Below are 22,820 nucleotides of genomic sequence, written 5' to 3' on the forward strand. Positions count from 1 at the left end.
CCCCAGCTTGCCAGGGTTCACGACAGCTGCACCACCTGCACGCCGGGCAGCGATGGCGAGGGCGCCGCAAACTCTTCCTTGTCAAAGGCCTTGTCGCCGTCTTCGCTGGCGATGCCGGTGGCCTTGGCATTCTTGAAGTCGTACAGGCTGCCATCCAGCAGGTGCGAGGGCACCACATTCTGCAGGGCGTTGAACATGTTCTCCACGCGGCCGGGGAAGCGCTTTTCCCATTCGCGCAGCATCTCGCCCACCTGCTTGCGCTGCAGGTTCTCCTGGCTGCCGCACAGGTTACACGGGATGATGGGGAAGTTGCGGTGCGCAGCCCAGCGGGCGGTGTCTTTCTCGGCCACGTAGGCCAGCGGGCGGATCACCACATGCTTGCCATCGTCGCTGACCAGCTTGGGGGGCATGCTCTTCATCTTGCCGCCAAAGAACATGTTGAGCAGCAACGTCTGCAGGATGTCGTCGCGGTGGTGGCCCAGCGCGATCTTGGTGCAGCCCAGTTCGTCGGCCACGCGGTACAGAATGCCCCGGCGCAGGCGGCTGCACAGGCTGCAGGTGGTCTTGCCCTCGGGGATCAGCTTCTTGACGATGCTGTAGGTGTCTTCGTTCTCGATATGGAAGGGCACGCCGGTGCTGGCCAGGTACTCGGGCAGCACATGCTCGGGGAAGCCCGGCTGCTTCTGGTCCAGATTCACGGCCACCAGGTCAAAGTGGATGGGCGCGCGGGCCTTGAGCTTGAGCAGGATGTCCAGCAGCGCATAGCTGTCCTTGCCGCCGGACATGCACACCATCACCTTGTCGCCTTCTTCGATCATGTTGAAGTCGACGATGGCCTTGCCGACCTCGCGGCACAGGCGCTTTTCCAGCTTGTGGGTTTCGCGCTCGATCTTCATGCGGGCGGCGCCGCTGGTGGCTTCCGTGCTTTCCTCCGTCCAGCCAGTGGATTGGGCGGAGGTTGGGGCTTCATTCAATACTGCGCTCATAGGGTCACCACTGTCCTGTCTCGATGCGAATGGCCACTTCGCAGTCGTCAAAAATTTCGAGTTTGGCAATCTTCACGCGCACGCCCAGCACGCCGGGCAGTTGCATCAGGCGGTTGGCCAGCTTGCCGATCAGGCTCTCCAGCAGGTTGACATGCTCGGCCGTGCACTCGTCGATGATGATCTGGCGCACACGCCGGTAGTCCAGCACATGGCCGATGTCGTCGTCACGCGGGGCCAGCGGCTGCACGCCCAGGCTCAGTTCGGCATCGACCTGGATGGGTTGCGGGTCGGTCTTCTCGTGGTCGAGGATGCCCAGGTTGGCATCGAAGCGCAAACCGGTGAGCGTCAGGATCTGCGTGCCAGTCATCTGGGAAGGGGTCTGTGTCATGGTGGGGGCTCGTTGTGTGCGCAAGCGCTGGGCTCACATCAACGAGAAATCGCGGTCAAACTTCATCAGGTGCTGGCCGCCATCGACCAGCAGCGTGGTGCCGGTGATGGAGCGGTTCTCCAGCGCAAACTTCACCGTGGCGGCCACGTCCTCGGCGGTGGAAGAGCGGCCCAGGGGGCTGAGGGAATGCAGCTGGGCAAACTTTTCGTCGCTCAGCATATGGCTGGTCAATGTGAGGCCGGGCGCCACGCCCACCACACGCACGCGCGGCGCCAGGGCCAGTGCCAGCATGGTGCCGGCGGCTTCCAGCGCGGCCTTGGAGAGCGTGTAGCTTATGAAGTCGGGGTTCTGGTTCCAGAGCTTCTGGTCCAGCAGGTTGACCACGGCGCCCTGCGCATCGGCCTCACCCGCCGCCACCCGGTCGGCCACATGCTGGTGCAGGGCCTGGGCCAGCAGCACGGGGGCCGCGGTGTTGCTGCGCAGATGCTTTTCGAGCGCAGCAAAGCCAAAGGTCCCTACGTTGTCGTGTTCGAACAGGGAGGCGCTGTTGACCACCGCATCCACATGGCCAAAGTGCGCGATCACGCGGGGCAGCAGGCCGCGCACGGCGGCTTCGTCATCAAAATCGGCCTCAAAATGGGCGCTTGCGCTAGTCAATATTGCACATTCAGCTACTGTATTGATAGCATCTTGCGCTGACGAGCGGTAGTGCACCGCCACCTGCCAGCCGCCGGCAGCCAGGGCCAGCGCAATGCTGCGGCCCAGGCGCTTGGCGGCACCGGTCACCAGCACGGTGCGGGGGCGGTGGGGAAGGGAAGGGGTGGACATGTGGGGGACAATGCGGGCCGTGACCCAAAGACCCGACAGTTTAACGACCGCCCTGCACCAGCACATCACCCAGGCCATTGCCGCCGAGGGTGGATGGCTGGGTTTTGATCGCTTCATGGCCTTGGCCTTGTACACGCCCGGCCTGGGCTACTACGCCAACGATTCCACCAAATTCGGCGCCATGCCGGAGTCGGGCAGCGACTTTGTGACCGCGCCCGAGATGACCCCACTGTTCGGCCAGACGCTGGCCGTGCAGGTGGGCGAGGCGCTGGCACACACCGGGACCGACGAGGTCTGGGAGTTTGGCGCGGGCTCCGGCGCGCTGGCGCTGCAGTTGCTGGATGCGTTGGGCGACCGGGTGCAGCGCTACACCATCGTCGATCTGTCGGGCAGCCTGCGCGCGCGCCAGCAGGCCAAACTGGTGGCGCATGCCCACAAGCTGCGCTGGGTGGATGCCTTGCCTGAGAAATTCAGCGGCGTGGTGGTGGGCAACGAGGTGCTGGATGCCATGCCTGTGCAACTGCTGGCGCGCCATGGCGGCCAGCAGGGCGGTGTGTGGCATGAGCGCGGTGTGGTGGTGGCCGAAGACGGCCGCTTTGCCTGGGCCGACCGCCCCACCGACCTGCGCCCACCCATCGCCATCGAAGGCCCGCAGGACTACCTGACCGAAATTCACGCCCAGGGCGAAGGCTTTATGCGCATGCTGGCCGACCGGCTCACGCGCGGCGCAGCCTTCTTGCTGGACTACGGTTTTGGCGAAGACGAGTACTACCACCCCCAGCGCCACATGGGCACCGTGATGTGCCACCAGGGCCACCTGGCCGATGGCGACCCGCTGGTGGCGGTGGGGCTCAAGGACATCACCGCGCATGTCAACTTCACCGCCATGGCGCTGGCCGCGCAGGAGGCGGGCCTGAATGTGCTGGGCTACACCACGCAGGCGCATTTCCTCATCAACTGTGGGTTGCTCCCAAAAATGGAGCAGCTACCGCAAGCCCAGCGGGCGACAGCGGCCAAATTGATCATGGAAAACGAGATGGGCGAGCTGTTCAAGGTGCTGGCTGTGGGCGCGGGCGAGCCATGGGAGCCGCTGGGGTTCAGCCACGGCGACCGTTCGCACCGGCTCTGAGCGCCTGCTGCCGCGCTGCCCATGTTCCGCTGGCTTCTCGTCATCCTCCTGGCCCTGATGTTCATTAGCTGGCTGTCGCCGCTGCTGCGCCGCATGGGCTTTGGGCGGTTGCCCGGGGACTTCCGGTTTCGCTGGCTGGGGCGCGATTGGGATGTGCCGCTGGCGTCCACGCTGCTGCTGAGCTTTGTGGTCAGCCTGATCACCAAGCTGTTGTAGGGCCGCCATCACGGCGGCCGCTGCGCCTGCTAGCCCGCCGTCTGCAGCGCGTCCAGGAACGCCTTGCGCCACCAGTGCACGTCGTGCTCGCGGATGCGCGCCATGAGCTTCTGGTGGCGCGCCTGCCGTTCGGCCAGCGGCATCTGCAGCGCCTGCTGGATGCTGTCGGCCATGCCTTGGGGGTCGTAGGGGTTCACCAGCAGCGCCTCTTTCAACTGTTCTGCTGCACCTGCAAACCGTGACAGCACCAGCACGCCGGGGTTGTCCGGGTCTTGGGCCACCACGTATTCCTTTGCCACCAGGTTCATGCCATCGCGCAGTGGCGTGACCAGGCCCACGGCAGCGGCGCGGCACAGGCCCGGCACACGTTTGCGCGCCACCATGCGGTGGATGTAGCGCACGGGCATCCAGTCCAGTTCGCCGTAGTCGCCATTGACCGAGCCGCACAGGCCCTCCAGTTCCTGGCGCAGGTCGGCATAGGCGTGCACGTCGTCGCGGCTGGGCGAGGCGATCATGATCATCGTCGCACTGTCGCGGTTTTCGGGGTAACGATCCAGCAGCTCTCGGAATGCGCGCACGCGGTGTGGGATGCCCTTGGAGTAGTCGAGCCGGTCAATGCCCAGCAGCAGGCGCCTGCGCGAATACTCGTCGCGCATGTTCTCGTAGGTCTCCACCGCGTCGGGGGCGTGTGTGAGGCGGGTGAATTCGTCCACGTCGATGCCGATGGGAAACGACTGCACCACCACGGTAGCCCCAAAGGCGCGCACCCGCTTTTCGTCCACCGCTTCGGCGCTGCCCTCGTTGCGCACATAGCGCGTGAAATGCGACACGTCGGCCTCGCTCTGCAGGCCCACCAGGTCGTAGGCGAACAAAGACCGCATCAGCCACTCGTGCTGCGGAATGGCCGCCATGATGAGCGGCGGCGGCATGGGAATGTGCAGAAAGAACCCGATGCGCTGCTTGCAGCCCATGGCGCGCAGTTCGGCGGCCAGCGGGATCAGGTGGTAGTCGTGCACCCAGATCACGTCGTCGTCGCGCAGCAGCGGCAGCAGCTTGCGCGCAAACATCTGGTTCACACGCCGGTAGCCTGTGATGTAGCGGGCGTTGAAGTCGGCCAGGTCCAGCCGGTAATGGAACACCGGCCACAGCACGCTGTTGCTGTAGCCGTGGTAGTAGCTGTCATGGTCTTCGCGGCACAGGTCTACGGTGGCCAGGGTGACGGCGCCGGCCTGGCGGGTGTGCAGTTCGCTCTCGCCGGGTGTGCCGTCTTCGACCACGGTGCCGCTCCAGCCAAACCAGAGTCCTCCGGTCTGGTTCAGGGCTTCACCCAGGGCCACAGCAAGGCCACCGGCGGCGGGCTTGCGCGGATCGGCAAGGCGGTTGGAGATGACGACAAGACGGCTCATGGGGGCAATCATCCGTGCTGACCGCCCCCGGCCGATGTCGGACAGCGCCTCAAATCACGCTGTCCCAGGGCGCTGACAGGCGCACGGCGGCGTTGATCACACCCACCATCGAATAGGTCTGCGGGAAGTTGCCCCACATCTCGCGGGTTTCGGGGTGGGTGTCCTCCGACAGCAGGCCCAGCGGGTTGCGTGCGGCCAGCATGGTCTCGAAGATGGCCCGTGCCTCGGCCTTGCGGCCAATGCGCGCCAGCGCGTCGATGCGCCAGAAGGTGCAGATGTTGAAGGCCGTTTCGGGCTTGCCAAAGTCGTCGGCCGCCTCGTAGCGGCGCATGTAGGGGCCATCGCACAGGCTCTTTTCCATGGCCTCCACGGTGCTCACAAAGCGTGGGTCCTTGGGGTCGATGAGGCCCACCTCGGCCATCAGTAGCACGCTGGCATCCAGCTCATGCCCGCCAAAACTCTCGGCAAACGCCTGGCGTTCTTCGCACCACGACTTGTCGAGGATCTCGGCGCGCATGCGGTCGGCATGTTGCTGCCAGTGGCTGGCACGGTCGGCCAGCTGCAGCGTGGCGGCGATCTTGGCCAGCCGGTCGCATGCGGCCCAGCTCATCAGTGCGGACGATGTGTGCACCCGGGCGCGCGTGCGAAGCTCCCACATACCCGCATCAGGCTGACCGTACACACGCACTGCGTTGTCGCCCACCTGTTCCAGCCGCTTGAATTCGGCCAGGCCCGCGCGGTGCAGCAGGCGGTGGTCATGAAAGGCCTGGGCCGCGCCCAGCACGATGTTGCCGTACACGTCGTGCTGAAAATGCTCGGCCGCCTGGTTGCCCACGCGCACCGGGCCCATGCCCCGGTAGCCGGCCAGCTGAGGCACAAAACTTTCGGGCAGGTCTTTCTCCAGCCCGATGCCATACAGCGGCTGGATGTGGCCGTCGCCGCCTTCGACCACCACATTGCTCAGCCAGCGCAGGTAGTCCTCCATGGTGCCCACCTCGGAGATGCTGTTGAGCGCGCGCACCACAAAAAAAGCATCGCGCAGCCAGCAGTAGCGGTAGTCCCAGTTGCGGCCGCTGTGGGCCGACTCAGGGATGCTGGTGGTCATGGCGGCCACGATGGCGCCCGTTTCTTCGTACAGCGACAGCTTGAGCGTGATGGCCGCACGGATCACCGCGTCCTGCCATTCCAGTGGAATGGCCAGCGCGCGGCTCCAGCTGCGCCAGTAGGCCGTGGTCTCCTGTTCAAAGCGGCGGGCGGTATCGGCAATACCGTCCACCAGCGTCTCGTCGGCGCCCAGCAGGAAGTTGTGTTCGCGCGTGAGCACAAACGCCTGGCCCGACAGCACATGCGACACCGGGGCATCGGTGGACAGGCGCAGCGTCATGCTCTCGCCCACGTAGCGTATGTGGTTGCTGCCGCGCGTGATTTCGGGGGTGGTCTGGCCCCAGTCATAGCGCACCTTGAGCGCTACCCGTATGCGCGGCGACCCCTGGATGGGGCGCACCCGGCGCACCAGCGTCATGGGCCGGAAGTAGCGCGAGCGGCTGTAAAAGCGCGGCGCAAAGTCGGTGATCTCGATGCCGTGGCCCGCCTTGTCGAACAACTGCGTGCGCAGGATGGCGGTGTTGGGCTCGTACCACTGGTGGGCTGAGGCCAGGTCTTCCAGCTCGATCGCGAAATGGCTGCCCTCGTCGCCGGGCTGCAGCAGGGCGTTGAACACCGGGTCGCCATCAAAGCGCGGCAGGCAGCACCACACCATGCGGGCGTGGTCGTCGATCAGCGCGCTGATGGCGCAGTTGCCGATCATCCCGAGGTTGAGCGAGCCTGTCTGAGGGTGTGTGGCGGCTGTATTCATCGTTCGCGCTCCAGCGTTGTGCGTGCAGACGACAGCCAGCCCCGCAGTGCGGCCGATGTCATGCAGCGGTGTTGTGCCATGGTGGGCCCTTCGCCCACCTTGATGCCCCAGCCGCCGAGCGTCTGCACAGCGGCAAAGCCGGCCTCGTCGGTGACGTCATCGCCCACAAAGACCGGCGTGCGGCCCACAAAGGGTGGCTGTGTCATGAAGTCGACGATGGCCTGGCCTTTGTGAACGCCACGGGGTTTCACTTCAAAGACGCATTTGCCACGCAGCAGTTCCACACCTTCCACCTCGCGCATGGCCCGCACCAGCGTGTCGTGGCACAGGGATTCGAGGTGGGGCGCCTGGCGGTAGTGCAGGGCCACGCTCACACGCTTGGTCTCCACCAGCAGGCCAGGGTGCCGTGCTGCTAGGTCTTGGGCGGCCTGTAACACGGGCTCCAGGGCGGGTGGCTCGGTGGCGGGAACGGAAGTCTCGCCCAAGCGGTATTGGGCCCCATGTTCGCTCGCCAGCGGCAGGCGCAGTGGCGCCAGAAATCCGTCGATGTCGGCCTCGGGCCTGCCAGTCACGATGGCCAGCGCGCCACCCAGCTGGGTGTGCAGCGATGACAGCGTCGGAATCAGCCCCGACGCGATGCGCACCGCCTCGGGGCGCGGTGCCAGCTCGGTGAGCGTGCCATCGAAGTCGAGAAAAAGCGCATGGGCAGTTGTCAGTGTGGGGAGCAGCTGCATGCACGAAACCATAGCAGACGCTGCAATGCAGATATGGCGACCAGGGGGATTCTGGGCTGGTAAACGCGCGCAAGGTTTGCGACCTCTTGAAACGGAGAGCCAGTGCCGCAATGTGTTCAGAGACCCCAATGCCCCCGCTACGCCATGACCGAAGCCCTGCACATCGTCTGCCCCCATTGCCACACCACCAACCGCGTGCAGAGCGCCGACCTGGGCAGCGCGCCCGACTGTGGCCAATGCCATCAGCCCCTGTTTGCTGGGGCGCCGCTGGAGCTGGATGCCACTAGCTTTGACAAGCATGTGGTGCGCAGCCACATCCCGGTGCTGGTGGATTTTTGGGCCCCATGGTGCGGCCCGTGCCGCCAGATGGCGCCCGCCTTTGCGCAGGCTGCCCGTGAGCTGGAACCCCGCGTGCGCCTGGCCAAGCTCAACACCGAAGACCAGCAGGCCATTGCGGCGCGCTATGCCATCCGTAGCATTCCGACCATGATCCTGTTCCAGCAGGGGCGTGAGGTGGCGCGCATTTCGGGCGCGCTGGGGGCGGCGGACATCGTGCGCTGGGTGCGTACCGTGGTGGGGTGATTTGGAACGACTTGGCAGGTTTTGAAGCGTTTTAGGCCGCAAGCGCTAGTTGAATATGCCTTGAGTGCTATCGAAATAGTAGCTATTGATCCCGCGCAGACGGGTTCCTCAACGAATCCCAAGCGCCCGGTCCAGCGACACGTTGCCGGCACCGCGCCCCACCAGGTACAGCATCAGCCCCGCCCATGACAGGTGGGTGGGCCAGGCGTCCGGGTAGACAAACAGCTGAATTGTCAGCGTCATGCCCAGCAGCGCCAGGGCCGACAGGCGTGTGAACAGGCCCAGCACCAGCAGCACCGGAAAAAGGTGCTCTGCCACGGTGGCCATCTGCGCCGCCAGCTCGGGCGGCAGCACGGGCAGCTTGTACTCGTCGCGGAACAGCGTGTAGGCGCTGTCGGAGATGGTGAACCAGCCATCGACCTTGGTGCGGGCCGACAGCCAGAAGATGCCTGCAATGGCCACGCGGTTGACCAGTGCCAGCAGGCTGTGCGGGGTGAGCCAGGTGGCTGCATCGGCCAGGCGCGCCCACAGCATGCGCGGGCCTGTGGCGGGGGGCGTGGGGACGTGGGTGGCCGGGGTGTTGGGGATGTGCATGGTGGGCTCCTCAGCCGGTGTGGGCTGTGTGTGGGTTGGTGGTCGTCAAGGCGCCCGCGTCGAGCAGGCTGGTCATCAGGGCGGCAAAGTCGGTCGCCGGGTCGGCCTCCAGGGAGCGGGTGGCGGCAGTCTCCAGCGGCAGGCCTTGGGCGCAGGCGTCCAGAAGCGCCACGCCGGCGCGGGAAAGGGGCCGCCATATCACTTCCGCATGGGGCCGGGTGAGCAGTGCGCCGTCGCCGTGCCAGTCCAAGGCCTCGGGCAGGGCCAGGCCTTCGCGGTGGTGGTGCCACAGCGCATAGGCGGGAAAGTCTTCGCACCAGGCCCAGCGTGCGGCGGGGTGCGGCTGCAGTGACGCGTGGGGCACGGTGCCAGGGGCCTGCTGTGCCAGCCAGTGGCGGTCCACGGCGGTGGCGTCTGCCGCCAGATGGCATGCGGTCCAGCAGCGGTCAAGGCTTGCCACGGCGCTCAGGTAGGGCAGTTCGGCCGCCGGTGCAAAACCGGCCAGAAAGTTGTCAAACCCCGCGCCATAGTCCACCAGCAAGCCGTCACGCGGCGGCTGCGCGCGGGCAAACACCGCCGCAGCGGCGCGGAACCAGTCTTCGCCCACCAGCTGGCACACCGTGGGGTAATTGGCCTGCAGCGCATCGATGCAGCCCTTGAGCACGGTGTTGCGGTACACGGCAAAACCGGGCTGAGCTTCCAATGCGGACAGCCATGGTGCATCTGCAGCATGGCCGAGCAGAGCGGCAGAGAAGCCGTCCTGAAAGGTGCTCAGCTGCATGCAACCTCCCGGGGCTGTGCATGGGTGAGCGCACGGTGGGCCTGCTCCCGCTCGGCCAGCAGTTCATTGAAGGTGGGCAACTGGTCGTCGCGTTCGATCAGGGTGGGGACGGGGCCGGTGCGCGCCATCACCTGCTCGTACAGCACCCACACCGCTGGCGCGATAGGCGCATCGTGGCTATCGATCAGCAGAGCATTGCCATGCACCGGGTCGGCATGGTGGCCTGCCAGGTGGATCTCTGCCACGGCGTGCAGGGGGAAAGCTTCGAGGTAGGCTTGCGCGCTAAATCCCAGGTTGTTGGCGCTGATGTACACGTTGTTCACGTCCAGCAGCAGCGTGCAGCCGGTGCGCCGCACCAGCTCGGCCAGAAAATCGGTTTCTGCCCAGTCGTGGCCGTCGATGTGCAGGTAATGCGTGGGGTTCTCGATGGCGATGGGGCGCTGCAGCACATCCTGCGTGCGGGCGATGTTGCCGGCGATGCGGTGCAGTGCTGCGTGCGCGCGTGGAAACGGCAGCAGGTCGGGCAAGTACTGCCCGCGCCAAGTGGACCAGGCCAGGTGCTCCGAAATGATGGCGGGCTCTATCCGTCTTGCGAGGGCCGCAAGCCGTGCCAGGTGGGCCTCATCAGGTGGTGCATCGGCCGCAAGCGACAGTGACACGCCATGCAGTGCCACTGGGTGGCACGCACGGATGGCCTCCAGCCAGGCCAGGCGCGGGCCGCCGTCGGCCAGGTAGTTCTCGGGGTGCACCTCACACCACAGGCCGGGGGCAGTGCACCGCAGCGCCTCGTCGTAGTGCTGGGGCTTGAGACCCAGGCCGGCGGTGAGAGGGGATGCCATGGTCAGCTCTTCATGGGCGTCAGCATGCCCATGCCCTTGGGCGTCTTGATGGTGGTGCAGGTGCCTGCGGGCACAAACTTCCAGGCGTTGCCCTGGTAGTCCATCTTGGACGTGCCCGCGCAGGTGGTGCCGGGACCTGCGGCGCAGTCGTTCTTGCCAGCCATCGAGACGCCGTAGCACTTCTCCATGGCAGGCTTGGCGCCGTCCATGGGGGCGGCGTTGGTTTGGGCCATGGCGGCGCCAGAGGTCAGGGCAACAAGTGCGAGGGCGCCGAGGCTGAGGGTGCGAGTGGTCATGGTACGGTTCTCCGAGGGTTGGATAAAGGTTGAATCCGACCGGGTGGCGGCACTGAGGTCGCATTGAGTGGCCCGATCTGCGTTGTAATTCGGGCTGTGCAGCAGGCGGGTTACAGCACTGCTCAAAAAATCGTGGTGGCGTTGCGCAAATATTTTTTGTGTTGCCTGTAACCCATTGGCCCCGGCATACGAATTCCTCGCAGGGAGACACCATGGAGATAGTGGAAGAGCGCTTGCGCGGCTTGCTGATGCAGGGGCTGGATGCCGATGCAGCCGCTTACCAGCGTTTTTTGAAGGAGCTGAGCGCCCACCTGCGCGCCTTCCTTCGCCGCCGCCTTGCGCAGCGGCCCGATGAGGTGGAAGACCTGGTGCAGGAGACGCTGCTGGCCGTGCACAACCAGCGCCACACCTACCGGCCCGAGATGCCGGTGACCGCCTGGGCGCATGCGATTGCGCGCTACAAGCTCATCGACTGGCTGCGCTCGCATGCCGTGAAGGAGGGCCGCAACGACCCGCTGGACGATGCCGACGAGTTGTTTGCCACCAGCGACAGCGAGGCTGCCGAAGCCCGGCGGGACCTGGGGCAACTGTTGCGCACGCTGCCAGACAAGCAGCGGCTGCCCATTGAGTATGTGAAGCTGGAAGGGTTGTCGGTGGTCGAGACGGCGCGCCTCACGGGGTTGTCGGAGTCGGCCGTCAAAGTCGGCGTGCACCGGGGGCTCAAGGCCCTGGCCGCCAAGATCAGGGGAATGGCATGAAAACCGATGAATTGATCCACCTGCTGGCCACCGATGACCGGCCGGTGCAGCCCGTCGCTATTGAGCGACGGTTTGCTGTCGCCAGCGCTGTGGGCATTGCCGGTGCCGGGGGGCTGATGCTGGCCCTGTTCGGTCTGCGCCCTGACCTGCTGGCGACCATGGCGTTGCCCATGTTCTGGGGCAAGCTGGTGTTTGCGGCCGCCCTGGCAGCCGCTGGCCTGGCGCTGCTGCGCCGCATGGCCCGCCCGGGCATGCCGCTGGGCCTCGCAGCCCTGTGGCTGGCAGTGCCGCCGCTGGTGCTGTGGGCCATGGCCCTGGGGGCTCTGTGGCAGGTGCCTGCGGCGGAGCGTGTGCCGCTGATTCTGGGCAGCACCTGGCGGACTTGTCCCTTCAATATCGCCTTGCTGTCGGTCCCGGCGTTCGTTGGAGGCTTCTGGGCGCTCAAGGGCGCTGCGCCCACGCGGCTGGCGTGGGCAGGAGCGGGCGCTGGCTTGCTGGCAGGCGCGCTGGGGGCGCTGGTGTATGCCCTGCATTGCCCCGAGATGGCCACCCCGTTTCTGGCGGTGTGGTATCTGGCGGGCATGGCCATACCGACTGCTCTGGGGGCTGTACTGGGGCCGCGTCTGCTGCGCTGGTAGCGCTGGTGGGGGAATGGAGCTTCAGGCGCTGACACGCTTGTTGTACGCGCGGAACACTGTGTCCAGCGTCCAGCCCAGCGATTCGTAGAGTTTTTGCGCCGTGGTGTTGGTGTGGGCCGTGGTCAGGTCCATGCGCACCTTGCTATGGGCGCGTGCCGTCGCTTCTGCCGCCAGCAGCAAGCTGCGCCCGGCCCCGGTCTTGCGCGCTGCGGGCGCCACGAACAGGTCGTACAGCGTGTAGATGGGCGCTGCCTCCACCGAGCAGAACGTGGGGTAGAGCTGGCAAAAGCCCACCGCTGCCTGTGCCCCATCCATCGCAAGCAAGATCACGGACTCCTCGCGCTCCAACCGCTTTGCAATGAAGGCCCGCGCTCCGGCCAGGTCTGGTGCCTGCTCGTAGAACTGCCGGTAGGCGTCAAACAGCGGCGCGATGGTGTCGGCGTCTGCCGGGGTGGCGGGTCGGATGTGCACAGAGGTCATGGAGGCGTCGTGATCGCAAAAAAGCAAAAAGACGCACCCTTTCCAGAGTGCGAGCGGACGCGGATTGTAGGGAGGGTTGGACCGATCTTGGCGACGCAGCGCACGCGGTCAGGTGATAGCGCCGTGCGCCTGGGTGTGCAGCCACTGCGCCACGGCTTCGACCCGTGCCTGGTGGATCAGCGCACCCACCTGCGGGCCGCTTTGGCCCCTGGCGGCGGCCTGGGCCGCAATCTCGCGCGTGACGACCGATTGGACGGCGGCCAGCACGGCCAGCAGGCGGGGGCGCTGCGGATACGCGGACTCTTCAAACCCCAGCCGCCCGCGCGCATCGCACTCGCAGGCCAACAGCACCTCGGCAAACCGCTCGGGCTTGCGGATGGCGTCGCAGCGCTCCAGCAGGCGCACCAGGGCAGCGGCAGACAGGTCGGCGCTGCGGTGGATGTGCCCGTGTTCGCGCGCCACCACTTCGGCGGTCTCGCGGCAGTCCACGGGCACGCGCAGGCGATCGGCCACGTCTTTCAGCAGCTCGGCACTGCGCTCCTCATGCCCGATGTGGCGCGGCAGCACATCGGCGGCCGTGGTGCCCTTGCCCAGGTCGTGCACCAGGCAGGCAAAGCGCACGGTGAGTGGCGCCTGCAGCCGCGCAGCCATGTCCAGCACCATCATCAGGTGCACGCCGGTGTCCACCTCGGGGTGGTACTCGGCCCGCTGGGGCACGCCCCACAGGCACGCCACCTCGGGCAGCAGCACGGCCAGTGCGCCACACTCGCGCAGCACCTCGAACATGCGCGAGGGTTGTGCTTCCATCAGCCCGCGCGCCAGCTCTTGCCACACGCGCTCTGCCACCAGGTGGTCCACCTCGCCATGCGCGACCATCTCGCGCATCAGCTGCATCGTCTCGGGCGCCACCGTGAAGTCGGTGAAGCGCGCAGCAAACCGCGCCACGCGAAGGATGCGTACCGGGTCTTCGCGGAAGGCATCGGTCACATGGCGCAGCACGCGCGCACGGAGGTCTTTTTCGCCGTGGTAGGGGTCAAAAAGGCGGGTGGCGCCGGATTCATCTGTGCTGGATGCTATTGAATTGATAGTGAGGTCGCGGCGCGAGAGGTCTTCCTCCAGCGTCACATCGGGCGAGCTTTGCACCACAAAGCCCCGGTAGCCGCGCCCGCTCTTGCGCTCGGTGCGGGCCAGCGCGTATTCCTCGCGTGTTTCGGGGTGCAAAAAGACGGGGAAGTCGCGCCCCACGGGCAGGTAGCCTTGCGCCAGCATCTGCTCAGGCGTCGCGCCCACCACCACCCAGTCGTGGTCATTCACCGGTCGGCCCAGCAGCTTGTCGCGGACGGCGCCGCCCACCATGTAGATTTGCATCGGCGTAGTTTAGGACGAGGGTCGTATAGTCCCGCCACCATGTCCCTATCGTCCGACCTCACCATTGCCCAGCTCAACCCCGACGGCAGCGTTCCTGTGCCCCAGGCACCAGACGCCGCTGCCAATGCGGCCGCCGAGGCCCTGCAGCGCGAGGCGCAATTCGAGGCCCTGAAGGCCCAGGTGGAGGCGCTGCAGGAGATCCTGGCCAAGCCGCTCAACGACATCCTGGCTGAACACGACAAGTTCAAGGAGGTGGCGGCCGCATGGGATTCCTTCGGCGCGATGTGGATGCTGTCGCAGCGCGCCATGCGCCGCGTGGCGATGGACCTTGCAGCCACCCAGGGCGTGAGCGAGGAAGAGGTGGTGGCCCGCGCCATGGCCTACGCGAACCAGGTGCTCAACACCGAGGACGAAGACCTGGGCGGCACCATCGCCCCTACCCAGTTGGCCCACATCGCGCGGCACAAGGCGTTCTTGCGCAAGCAGTTCCGGTAGCGCAGCCGATGAAGAAACGTTTCACGGTGGTTACTTTTGCCTTGGCGGCTTTGCTGACGGGAATGGCTCTATGGCCGTACGCTACCCCGCTTGAAACACTGACGGTGGAGAGTGCCACTGTCGAAGTAAAGCACCCGGGGCCGGTGGCGCGCGAGGCCGTCTTTCGGACAGCGTCGGGCGCGCAGGTGTCCTGCTCGCGTGGACACAAATCGGGGGGATGCCCTATAGAACACTTGGTTCGAATGGAGGCGCGTCAAGCGCAGCTCACAGTGTGGCACGATGGCGCGCGCGTTCTCCAAATCGCTGACAAGGAAAGAGTCATTCACCCCTACGATGACATTTACAGCGGCCGGGCATTTGTGTTGGTGATGGCGGCCATTGTTGCGCTGGTGGGGTTGGGCCAGATAGCGATACACATTGGCTGGGCTAACGAGTACGACAAAGAGGGGAAGCTGATCCAGCGCGAATAGCCGGGGCGCGCGCTGGGCTCCCGATCGATTGGCCCTGAACTCTCACTTGAACACGGGGCGGAAAAAACTCCGCTCATAACTCACGATGCACCCCGTCTCTTCGGCATAGCGGAAAGCCGCCTGGCACTCCGCGTCTTGCATCGACGCCTCGCGGTAGCGCTCGTAGGCGGCGAGGCTCTCGAACGTGAACAGCGCCAGCGCGATGTTGTTGGCGCCCTCGCTCGGCATGAAGTAGCCGTGGTGTTGGCCGCCGAATTTCTCGACCAGCGGAATCCACAGTTTTCCGTAGTGCTCAAACTCTTTCAGCTTGCTGGTGTTGAGCACGTAGCGCAGGTAGATGGTGACGGCCATGGTGGTGCTCAGCCTTCGGTATGGCGCAGGCGGTAGGGCTCTTCGAAGTCCAGGAAGTCCTTCTCGGCCAGGGCCTCGTCGATCCAGGCCTGCACGCCGGGCAGGGTGCACACCCGGTCCACATAGGCCCGGATGGTCGTAGGCACGGGCAGGGCGTAGGTATGCAGGCGCATGCAGACGGGGGCAAAGTAGGCGTCGGCCACGGTGAATTCACCAAACAGCAGCGGACCACCGTGCTCTTGCAGCAGCGCACTCCACATCTCCACCAGGCGCTGCACGTCGGCGCGCACGCCGGCCTGGTCGCGCCAGATCAGGGCGCCGGTGTCGGCAAGGTTTGCTTCGATGTTCATGGGGCAGTGGTTGCGCAGGGCGGTGAAACCGCTGTGCATCTCGGCGCAGACGCTGCGGGCGCGCGCGCGGGCCTTGGCGTCGGTGGGCCAGAGCTTTTTGTCGGGGTGGGTTTCGGCCACGTACTCCGCAATCGCCAGGGTGTCCCACACCACCAGGTCGCCGTCCACCAGCACGGGCACTTTGGCCGTGGGGCTCACGGCCCCGATGGTGCGCTTGAATTCCGACTGCGCGTCAAAGCTGTCAAAGCGCACGCGCACTTCTTCAAAGACGATGCCCGCCTGCTTGAGCAGCACCCAGGGGCGCATGGACCAGGACGAGTAGTTCTTGTTGCCGATGTAGAGCTTGAGCATGTTGGGCACCTGAGATGAAGGGGTCAGCCCGCCATGCTAGCGGCTGCCGGGCGCGTCAGCGATGCCAAAAACTGGCCTGAATGATGCGCTGCCGGCATCACAGGCCGTCGTGCAGGTCTGCCTGGCCGGGGATCAGATGGGCCAGACCACGCCGTTGTCGTTCAGGATGGCGTCGAGTGGCAGGTCGAACTCCTCGGGCTCGAAGTCGTCCAGGTAGCCATGGGTGAAGCCCAGGCCCACGGTGAACGGCTTGGGCTGCAGCGTCGCCAGCGTGCGGTCGTAAAAGCCGCCGCCATAGCCCAGCCGGTAGCCACCCGGTGCGTAGCCCACGCAGGGCACAAACAGCAGCGTGGGCACGATGACCTCGGTGTCCTTGGGCTTGGGGATGCCATAGGCGTCCTCTTCCATGGGGCAGCCGGGGTACCAGGCGTGGAAGGTGAGGGTCTTGTGCTGCTTGTTGACCACCGGCAGGCCGATGCGGCGGCGCAGGGGTTCGTCCAGCAGCTCGCCGTCTTCCTTCCAGCGGTGCAGGGCGGGCAGGGGGTCGAACTCGCCCTTGATGGGCCAGTAGGCGCCGATCACCGTATCCGGCCGGTTCACCAGCCAGATGCGCATCACCTGCTGCAACAGGTCGGCCCGCTGTAGGCGGTCGGGCAGGTTGAGGCGTTCTTCTATCAATGTGCGCCGAAGGGCTGCTTTGTCCATCAGATAATTCCCCCATGCAATTTCTCAGAGCGATTCTGACACCCCTTGTGGCCGCCACCCTGCTGGCCGCCACCGCGCCCCTTGTCATGGCGCAAAACCGTGGTGACGATACCCTGCTGGAGATGCAGCAGGCGTTCCGCAAGGGCGACCGCAACAAGCTCGCGCAGCTGCTGCCTGCGGCACGCGGCCATGCGCTGGAGCCTTGGGCCGCCTACTGGGAGTTGCGCGTGCGTCTGGGCGAGGCCTCGTCACAGGAGATTCAGGCCTTTATGCAGCGCTACGCCGGCACCTACCAGGAAGACCGCCTGCGCAACGACTGGCTGCTGCTGCTGGGCCAGCGGCGCGACTGGGGCCAGTTTGCCGACCAACACCCCAGCTACCGCATGTCAGACGACCGCGAAGTGCGCTGCTACGCGCTGCTGATCGACCAGATCAAGGGCACGGCACCGGCCACCGTGGCCGAGGACGTGCGCAGCAACTGGTATGCGATCCGCGACGCCGACGATGGCTGCACCCACGCCGCGCGCGAGCTGTATGGCTACAAGAAGCTCTCGGCCCTGGACGTGTGGCGCAAGGCCCGCCTGGGCGTGGAGGCCAACCGCCCCCGCGTGGTGCGCTCGGCGGTCGAGATCGTTTCGCCCGAATCGCTGCCGCAGCTCAAGGATGTGCTCGATGCGCCCAGCAAATACCTGCTCTCGCGCGCCACGGCGGCCGGCAAGGCCCGGCAAGAGTTGGTGCTGCTCGCCCTGTTGAAGCTGGCCACCAGCGACCCGGACGGCGCGGCCTACCAGCTGGAGAACAAATGGGGCGTGCACCTCTCGGCCGAAGAGCGCAACTGGGCCTGGGGCGTGATCGGCAAGACCGCTGCGCAGAAACTGGCCAGCAACGCCCACGGCTACTTCGCCAACGTGACCAAGGACAGCGACCTCAGCGACGACCTGCTGGGCTGGAAGGTGCGTGCCGCCTTGCGCGCCGGCCAGTGGAAGGCCGTGGGCAAGGCGGTGGATGCCATGGGCCCTGAAGGCCGCCAGGACAGCACCTGGGTGTACTGGAAGGCACGCTCGCTGCTGGCGGGCCGCGTGAGCGATGCCGAACGCGCCGAAGCCCGGCAACTGCTCGAAGGCATTGCCGGAACGCGCGGCTTCTATGAGCAGCTGGCGCTTGAAGAGTTGGGCCAGCGCATCACCACACCCCCCGCTCCCGCGCCCCTCACCGCCGAAGAAAAGGCTGCCGCCCGCGCCAACCCGGGGCTCAACCGCGCCCTGTACGCCATCCTGCTGGGCCTGCGCAGCGAAGGCGTGCGCGAGTGGAACTACACCACCAACCTGCACCAGAGCGGCGGCATGCCCGACCGCGAACTGCTGGCCGCCGCCGACTTCGCCTGCCAGCGCGAGGTGTGGGACCGCTGCATCAACACCAGCGAACGCACCAAGGGCGTGGTGGACGTCACGCAGCGCTTTCCCATGCCGTTTCGCAGCACCGTGGTGGAGCGTGCCCAAGGCATCGGCATCGACCCGGCCTATGTGTACGGCCTGATCCGCCAGGAAAGCCGTTTTGTGATGGATGCCCGCTCGCATGTCGGTGCCTCGGGCCTCATGCAGGTGATGCCCGCCACGGCCCGCTGGACGGCCAAGAAGATTGGCCTCACCAACTTCACGCCCGACCAGATCACCGACCGCGACACCAACATCACCATCGGCACGGCCTACCTCAAGCTGGCGCTGGACGACTTCGCGGGCTCCATGCCCATGGCCGCGGCCGCCTACAACGCGGGCCCTGGCCGCCCGCGCAGCTGGCGCAACGGCCCGGTGCTGGACGCCGCCATCTGGGCCGAGAACGTGCCCTTTGCCGAGACGCGCGACTACGTGAAGAAGGTGCTCTCCAACACCACCAATTACGCAGCCATCCTCACCGGCCTGCCTCAGTCGCTCAAGAGCCGCCTGGGCACCATTGGCCCCCGCGACGCGAACCTGCCTGAGGTGAACAAGGACTTGCCCTGAGGCCCTGTTGCTAGCCAGGCGGGGGCGAGAGGTATCTGGATTGCTATCAATAGAGGAGCTGAAGGCGCATATTCAACTAGCGCCTCAGCCGGGTTTCATTAAAAAATAGAGAGGGTGTGATGGGCAAACTGGCATGGATGGCCTGTGTAGCCACAATGGCCGCGGCAGCGGCGTGGAGCGTGGGCGCGCAGGCGCAACCCGTGTACAAATGGGTGGATGCCGAGGGCAAGACCCACTACGGCTCGCAGCCCCCGCCCGCCAAGCAGGATGCCGAGCCGCTGAAGCTGCAGAGCAACAACGGCACCAGTGGCGGCAGCACCTCATCCGGCAACAAGGGCGCCAGCGCCAAGGCGGGCCAGCAGTACAACCCCGATGGCACCAAAAAGGTCTCCAAGGACGTGGAGGAGTTTGGCGAAGGGCTCAAGAAATCGCTGGGCACCGTGGACAGCCAGCAGGTGCCCCTGAACTGCGCCGTGGCCGTTGACAACATTCACTACCAGGCCGACCTGATGCTGGAGGTGGGCCAGAAGAACGTGCGCGATGGCTACATGACCCAAGCGGCTTTCGATGCCACGGCACCCAAGATCCGCGAAGCCAAGGGCAAGTACAGCGTGTCGGACTGTCAGGGCGCCTCGGGCAACAAGAAGTCGTTCTACCAGTGCATGTCCAGCAGCAAGAACCACGTGACGGGCTGCGACAAGCAATACAAACACTGACGGCGTTGTGCTGATCCGCCCAGGCGCTTTGCGCCAGCGGCGGGGTCCCTCCTTCAGGGCACGCACCGGCACCCAGTGATGCCGAGGCGCCAGGCCTCACACGTTGTGCAGCACCTCGCCCTGCCGCGCAGCGGCGCCTGACCGCACCAGTTCATCCGCCAGGCTCTCCAGCCATTCGGCCTCGGTCTGCGTGGCAAAGTGCCGTGCACGCAGCATGCCGAAATACGGCGTGGCCTGCGCCCAGGCCGTGAGGTCGGGGATGCCGATCTGCTGCCATTCGAGCAGCTTGTACTTGAGCAGCACCTTGGCCGCATAAAGCGCGTGCTTGCCCGGGTTGCGCACAAAACCGTCCAGGCGGCGACGGGCGCCGTCGATGGCGCGGGGGGCATCGGCAAACACCGGCCCGTGGCCCGGGATCACGACCTGGGGCGACAGCGTTTCAATCAGGTCCAGTGTGGCCCCCACCTGGGCGAAGGCATCGTCGCCCTCCAGCTCCGGGAACACCACGCCAAAGCCGTTTTCCCACAGCGCATCGGCCGAGATCAGCACGCGGCCCTGGGGTTCGAACAACACCACCGAGTGCGGGTCGTGCCCCGGCGCAGCATGCACCTGCCAGGGCTTGTCGCCCAGCAGTACGCACGAGCTTGGCACCAGCAGCGTGTCGGCCCGAAAGGGCGGGCACTCCTGTCCTGTGGGGGTGTAGCTCAGCGCATAGGCATCCCACTGGCGCACATGGTCGGCCTGGCCGGGCGGTATGGCCGTGAGCACGCCGGGCCAGGCTTTTTGCAGCGCGGCATTGCCACCGCAGTGGTCGCTGTGCAGGTGGGTGTTGAGCAGGCGATCCAGCCTGCGGCCCGCGAGAGCATCGCGCACCAGCTCCACGGTTTGCTCGGCATGGCTGCAATAGCCGGTGTCCACGATGGCTGTGTCGTGCTGGCCGATGAAGAGGATGTTGTTGGCCGACAGCCAGCCGCGTTCGAGAACGGTGATTTCAGGGGGCAGGAGATCGTGGGGCGCTGTGGTGGGCATGGGTGCAGGAATTCGGGGCTTCGGTGGCGGGCTTTAACGCCGCGCCGTGGGCTGCTGCCCAGCGTACCGCAGGTCGCACCTGCCCGAAGTCCTCCAAAACCCGCAGCCTAGCCGCCCAGGCTGTGTCAGAACGTGACGCCCGCCACCAGGATCACATTGGCATACGGCGTGCACTCGCCTGTGCGCACCATCACGCGGGCCTGCTGGGTCAGGCGCTTGAACTCCTCGTGCGATACGGTGCCAGGGACTACCGGAAGCTGGCACCACGTGGGCAACTGGCCACTGTTGCGCTCCATGGCTTCGGTGGCGATCACGGCTTTCTCGACCTGCATTTCTTCCAGCACCACCCGCAGCACATCGGCCACGGCCGGGATGCCGGGCGTGAGGGCCAGGTCGATGCGGCGCGGGCCGTTGGGTATGGGCAGGCCGACGTCGCCGATCACCAGCATGTCGCCGTGGCCCAGGGTGGCGATGGCGTGGGAGAGTTCGGCGTGCAGCAGGGCGGTGCGTTTCACAGGGGGCTCCAGGCGGGCGGTTGGGGGCCTTGCGCCACGGCGGCGCGGGTAGGGATGGAGGGCTGGGCGCCCGGCTGGGTGACGCACAGCGCCGATGCGCGGATGCCTTCGCGCACGGCGGTATCCAGCGGCTCGGCGCGTGCCAGTGCCACGGTCAGCGCGCCCAGGAAGGTGTCGCCCGCAGCGGTGGTGTCCACCGCCTGTACGACCAGGCCGGGGTGGTAGCGGTTGCCTGCAGCATCGGCGGCCACGGCTCCAGCGGCGCCCAGGGTCACCACCACTTGAGTAGGGCCCTTGGCGCGCAGGGCCTGCGCTGCCTGCGCGGCATCGGCGGGCGTGGTCACGCTCTGGCCCGCCAGCGCGGCGGCTTCCACCTCGTTCACCACCAGCGTGTGCACCAGCGGCCACATCGCATCGGGCAGGGGCTGGATGGGGGAGGGGTTCAGCACCACGGGGCAACCCGCCGCATGGGCCATCTCGGCGGCGGCCAGCACCTGGGGCAGGGGGGTTTCGAACTGCAGCACCAGGCCGCCTGCGCCCTGCAGCGCGGGGCCCAGTGCGGTGGCATTCAGCACAAAGCGGCCATTGGCGCCGGGCACGACCACGATGCGGTTCTGCCCTGTCGCTTCCACCGTGATGGCGGCCACGCCGGTGGTGACGTCGGTATCGGTCTGCACGCCGCTGTGGTCGATACCGTCGGCATCAAGCCCGGCGCGCAGTGTGTGGCCGTAGCCATCGTCGCCCACGCGGCCAAACAGAAACACTTGCGCGCCTTGGCGCGCGCAGGCCACGGCCTGGTTGCCGCCCTTGCCGCCGGGCACCAGGTGCAGGGCGTCGGCCAGCACGGTCTCGCCGGGGCCGGGTGCGTGTTGCACCTGCAGCACCAGGTCCATGTTCAGGCTGCCGACGACGGCGATGCGGGGCGTGTGGGTGGTACTCATGCCGCACCTTCGGGTGCATGGGCCGTGGAGGCGCGCACGCGCAGCTCGGGCTGCAGCATCACCTTGCGCGCGTCCTGGCGCTTGCCGTCGATGCGCTCCAGCAGCATGTCCACGGCCAGGGCGCCGATGCGCTGCTTGGGCTGGGCCACAGTGGTGAGCGGCGGGCTGGTGAAGGCGGCCAATTCGATGTCGTCAAAGCCGACGATGGACAGCGCCTCGGGCACCCGCAGGTCGCGTTCGTGCGCGGCGCACAGCGCGCCCATGGCCATGAGGTCGTTACACACGAAGACGGCGGTGGGCGGCTCGGGCGCGCGCAGCACGGCGTGCATGGCTTCGTAGCCGCCCTGGCTGGTGAAGTTGCCATGCCACAGCAGGCCTTCGCCGGTGCCGTAGCCCGCGTCGGCCAGGGCCGTGCGCCAGCCGGCAATGCGCTGCTCGCTGGGCGCAATGCCTTCGGGGCCGCCAATGCAGGCAATGCGGCGGTGGCCCAGCGACAGCAGGTGGCGCGTGGCCAGCAGGCCACCCTGCATGTGGGCGGTTTCCACCAGGTCGCAGGGCTGCTGCCCGGCGATGTCGATTTCGCGGTCCACCAGCACGGTGGGGATGGACAGGCCCGCCAGCTGCGTGGCCAGCGTGGCGTCATGCCCGGTGGAGACCACGATGAGCCCGTCGATGCGCCGCTCGGCCAGCACCTGCAGGTAGGTGCCCTGGCGGTGCGCCTCGTCGTTGGTGTTGCACAGGATGACGTTGTAGCCTGCGCCAAAGCAGCGGTCTTCCACGCTGTGCACGATCTCGGCAAAGTAGGGGTTGGAGCTGTTGGGGATCAGCATGCCCAGCGTGCGCGTGTTGTTGCTCTTGAGGCTGCGCGCAATGGCGCTGGGCACGTAGCCCAGGGCGCGGATGGCGGCCTCGACGCGCTCGCGCCCCTCGGGGCTCACGCGGCGCGTGCCGTTGACAACGTGCGACACCGTGGTGACCGACACCTCGGCGTGGCGCGCAACGTCCTTGATAGTAGCCAT

The 22,820-nt window shown here is 66.4% G+C and carries 28 protein-coding genes; 9 read left to right on the forward strand and 19 right to left on the reverse strand.

Features of this window, described 5'->3' with window-relative positions; translation table 11 throughout:
* Positions 1-17 precede the first annotated feature (17 nt).
* From ttcA to N4G42_RS03400, 3 genes are read right to left on the reverse strand one after another with little or no spacing between them, the layout of a single operon-like run.
* Complete coding sequence (gene ttcA, locus N4G42_RS03390; RefSeq protein ID WP_199731319.1) at positions 18-986, reverse strand: tRNA 2-thiocytidine(32) synthetase TtcA; 969 nt, start codon at positions 984-986, stop codon at positions 18-20.
* A 4-nt stretch (positions 987-990) separates the two neighbouring features.
* A complete protein-coding gene (locus N4G42_RS03395; protein ID WP_260666170.1) occupies positions 991-1,374 on the reverse strand; it encodes a dihydroneopterin aldolase in 384 nt (127 codons plus the stop codon).
* Between the two features lie 33 nt (positions 1,375-1,407).
* Complete coding sequence (locus tag N4G42_RS03400; protein WP_260666171.1) at positions 1,408-2,202, reverse strand: SDR family oxidoreductase; 795 nt, start codon at positions 2,200-2,202, stop codon at positions 1,408-1,410.
* 10 nt (positions 2,203-2,212) lie between these two features.
* Here N4G42_RS03400 and N4G42_RS03405 point away from each other — a divergent pair, with 10 nt between their 5' ends.
* Both N4G42_RS03405 and N4G42_RS03410 read left to right on the forward strand, forming a co-directional pair.
* Positions 2,213-3,331: a class I SAM-dependent methyltransferase gene (locus N4G42_RS03405; protein WP_260666198.1), complete on the forward strand. Its 1,119-nt coding sequence runs from the start codon at positions 2,213-2,215 to the stop codon at positions 3,329-3,331.
* Between the two features lie 21 nt (positions 3,332-3,352).
* Positions 3,353-3,547, forward strand: coding sequence for a DUF2905 domain-containing protein (locus tag N4G42_RS03410; RefSeq protein ID WP_056745516.1), 195 nt, complete (start codon positions 3,353-3,355; stop codon positions 3,545-3,547).
* Between the two features lie 29 nt (positions 3,548-3,576).
* Here the strand turns inward: N4G42_RS03410 and otsA are convergent, their stop codons facing one another.
* Genes otsA through otsB form a run of 3 tightly spaced genes read right to left on the reverse strand, consistent with a single transcriptional unit; the run spans position 3,577 to position 7,542 of the window.
* Entirely contained in the window at positions 3,577-4,953 is a 1,377-nt protein-coding gene (gene otsA / locus N4G42_RS03415) for an alpha,alpha-trehalose-phosphate synthase (UDP-forming) (RefSeq protein ID WP_108498523.1), read from the reverse strand.
* A gap of 49 nt (positions 4,954-5,002) precedes the next feature.
* A complete protein-coding gene (locus N4G42_RS03420) occupies positions 5,003-6,808 on the reverse strand; it encodes a glycoside hydrolase family 15 protein (RefSeq protein WP_260666172.1) in 1,806 nt (601 codons plus the stop codon).
* Complete coding sequence (gene otsB, locus N4G42_RS03425) at positions 6,805-7,542, reverse strand: trehalose-phosphatase (RefSeq protein ID WP_260666173.1); 738 nt, start codon at positions 7,540-7,542, stop codon at positions 6,805-6,807. The genes N4G42_RS03420 and otsB overlap by 4 nt, the downstream gene beginning before the upstream one ends.
* A 144-nt stretch (positions 7,543-7,686) precedes the next feature.
* Here otsB and trxC point away from each other — a divergent pair, with 144 nt between their 5' ends.
* Positions 7,687-8,124, forward strand: a complete 438-nt coding sequence (gene trxC / locus N4G42_RS03430; RefSeq protein ID WP_108498515.1) for a thioredoxin TrxC — start codon at positions 7,687-7,689, stop codon at positions 8,122-8,124.
* 108 nt (positions 8,125-8,232) lie between these two features.
* Here trxC and N4G42_RS03435 read toward each other — a convergent pair whose 3' ends face one another.
* Genes N4G42_RS03435 through N4G42_RS03450 form a run of 4 tightly spaced genes read right to left on the reverse strand, consistent with a single transcriptional unit; the run spans position 8,233 to position 10,634 of the window.
* Positions 8,233-8,718 (reverse strand): DoxX family protein, encoded by a 486-nt coding sequence (locus tag N4G42_RS03435; protein ID WP_056059550.1) that lies wholly within the window; start codon positions 8,716-8,718, stop codon positions 8,233-8,235.
* Between the two features lie 10 nt (positions 8,719-8,728).
* Positions 8,729-9,499 carry a DNA-binding domain-containing protein gene (locus tag N4G42_RS03440; RefSeq protein ID WP_260666174.1) on the reverse strand — a complete coding sequence of 257 codons (771 nt, stop codon included), beginning with the start codon at positions 9,497-9,499 and terminating at the stop codon, positions 8,729-8,731.
* On the reverse strand, positions 9,490-10,338 hold the full coding sequence (locus N4G42_RS03445) for a DUF692 domain-containing protein (RefSeq protein WP_260666175.1): 849 nt from the start codon (positions 10,336-10,338) through the stop codon (positions 9,490-9,492). The genes N4G42_RS03440 and N4G42_RS03445 overlap by 10 nt, the downstream gene beginning before the upstream one ends.
* A gap of 2 nt (positions 10,339-10,340) precedes the next feature.
* Complete coding sequence (locus N4G42_RS03450) at positions 10,341-10,634, reverse strand: DUF2282 domain-containing protein (RefSeq protein WP_056059544.1); 294 nt, start codon at positions 10,632-10,634, stop codon at positions 10,341-10,343.
* A 161-nt stretch (positions 10,635-10,795) separates the two neighbouring features.
* Between N4G42_RS03450 and N4G42_RS03455 the strand changes: the two genes are divergently transcribed.
* Both N4G42_RS03455 and N4G42_RS03460 read left to right on the forward strand, forming a co-directional pair.
* Complete coding sequence (locus N4G42_RS03455) at positions 10,796-11,392, forward strand: sigma-70 family RNA polymerase sigma factor (protein WP_260666176.1); 597 nt, start codon at positions 10,796-10,798, stop codon at positions 11,390-11,392.
* A complete protein-coding gene (locus tag N4G42_RS03460; RefSeq protein ID WP_099731337.1) occupies positions 11,389-12,030 on the forward strand; it encodes a DUF1109 domain-containing protein in 642 nt (213 codons plus the stop codon). Before N4G42_RS03455 ends, N4G42_RS03460 begins: the two co-directional genes overlap by 4 nt.
* 21 nt (positions 12,031-12,051) lie before the next feature.
* Here the strand turns inward: N4G42_RS03460 and N4G42_RS03465 are convergent, their stop codons facing one another.
* Positions 12,052-12,510 carry a GNAT family N-acetyltransferase gene (locus N4G42_RS03465; RefSeq protein WP_260666177.1) on the reverse strand — a complete coding sequence of 153 codons (459 nt, stop codon included), beginning with the start codon at positions 12,508-12,510 and terminating at the stop codon, positions 12,052-12,054.
* A 108-nt stretch (positions 12,511-12,618) separates the two neighbouring features.
* On the reverse strand, positions 12,619-13,878 hold the full coding sequence (locus tag N4G42_RS03470; RefSeq protein ID WP_260666178.1) for a multifunctional CCA addition/repair protein: 1,260 nt from the start codon (positions 13,876-13,878) through the stop codon (positions 12,619-12,621).
* A gap of 39 nt (positions 13,879-13,917) precedes the next feature.
* Here N4G42_RS03470 and N4G42_RS03475 point away from each other — a divergent pair, with 39 nt between their 5' ends.
* Together N4G42_RS03475 and N4G42_RS03480 are read left to right on the forward strand one after the other, a co-directional pair.
* Positions 13,918-14,373 carry a hypothetical protein gene (locus N4G42_RS03475; RefSeq protein WP_260666179.1) on the forward strand — a complete coding sequence of 152 codons (456 nt, stop codon included), beginning with the start codon at positions 13,918-13,920 and terminating at the stop codon, positions 14,371-14,373.
* 8 nt (positions 14,374-14,381) lie between these two features.
* Entirely contained in the window at positions 14,382-14,843 is a 462-nt protein-coding gene (locus N4G42_RS03480) for a hypothetical protein (RefSeq protein WP_260666180.1), read from the forward strand.
* A 42-nt stretch (positions 14,844-14,885) separates the two neighbouring features.
* Here N4G42_RS03480 and N4G42_RS03485 read toward each other — a convergent pair whose 3' ends face one another.
* The 3 genes from N4G42_RS03485 to N4G42_RS03495 all read right to left on the reverse strand — a co-directional run bounded on the left by N4G42_RS03485 (position 14,886) and on the right by N4G42_RS03495 (position 16,600).
* Positions 14,886-15,194, reverse strand: coding sequence for an NIPSNAP family protein (locus N4G42_RS03485; protein WP_260666181.1), 309 nt, complete (start codon positions 15,192-15,194; stop codon positions 14,886-14,888).
* Positions 15,195-15,202: 8 nt separating this feature from the next.
* Positions 15,203-15,895 (reverse strand): glutathione S-transferase family protein, encoded by a 693-nt coding sequence (locus N4G42_RS03490; RefSeq protein WP_260666182.1) that lies wholly within the window; start codon positions 15,893-15,895, stop codon positions 15,203-15,205.
* A 132-nt stretch (positions 15,896-16,027) separates the two neighbouring features.
* Positions 16,028-16,600: a 5-formyltetrahydrofolate cyclo-ligase gene (locus tag N4G42_RS03495; RefSeq protein ID WP_056059531.1), complete on the reverse strand. Its 573-nt coding sequence runs from the start codon at positions 16,598-16,600 to the stop codon at positions 16,028-16,030.
* 14 nt (positions 16,601-16,614) lie between these two features.
* On the opposite strand from N4G42_RS03495, the gene N4G42_RS03500 reads away from it, so the two are divergent.
* Both N4G42_RS03500 and N4G42_RS03505 read left to right on the forward strand, forming a co-directional pair.
* A complete protein-coding gene (locus N4G42_RS03500; protein ID WP_260666184.1) occupies positions 16,615-18,600 on the forward strand; it encodes a lytic transglycosylase domain-containing protein in 1,986 nt (661 codons plus the stop codon).
* Between the two features lie 119 nt (positions 18,601-18,719).
* Positions 18,720-19,316, forward strand: a complete 597-nt coding sequence (locus N4G42_RS03505; RefSeq protein WP_260666186.1) for a DUF4124 domain-containing protein — start codon at positions 18,720-18,722, stop codon at positions 19,314-19,316.
* Positions 19,317-19,412: 96 nt separating this feature from the next.
* Here the strand turns inward: N4G42_RS03505 and N4G42_RS03510 are convergent, their stop codons facing one another.
* The 4 genes from N4G42_RS03510 to N4G42_RS03525 form a co-directional block, all read right to left on the reverse strand.
* A complete protein-coding gene (locus N4G42_RS03510; protein WP_260666187.1) occupies positions 19,413-20,345 on the reverse strand; it encodes an MBL fold metallo-hydrolase in 933 nt (310 codons plus the stop codon).
* Positions 20,346-20,470: 125 nt separating this feature from the next.
* Complete coding sequence (gene rbsD / locus N4G42_RS03515) at positions 20,471-20,860, reverse strand: D-ribose pyranase (protein ID WP_146870051.1); 390 nt, start codon at positions 20,858-20,860, stop codon at positions 20,471-20,473.
* On the reverse strand, positions 20,857-21,801 hold the full coding sequence (gene rbsK, locus N4G42_RS03520; RefSeq protein WP_260666188.1) for a ribokinase: 945 nt from the start codon (positions 21,799-21,801) through the stop codon (positions 20,857-20,859). Before rbsK ends, rbsD begins: the two co-directional genes overlap by 4 nt.
* The gene (locus tag N4G42_RS03525) at positions 21,798-22,820 is read right to left on the reverse strand and encodes a LacI family DNA-binding transcriptional regulator (protein ID WP_260666189.1); all 1,023 of its coding nucleotides are present in this window, start codon (positions 22,818-22,820) and stop codon (positions 21,798-21,800) included. Before N4G42_RS03525 ends, rbsK begins: the two co-directional genes overlap by 4 nt.

Origin of the sequence: Acidovorax sp. K2F (genome assembly GCF_025246485.1) — a bacterium.
Taxonomy (GTDB): domain Bacteria; phylum Pseudomonadota; class Gammaproteobacteria; order Burkholderiales; family Burkholderiaceae_C; genus Acidovorax; species Acidovorax delafieldii.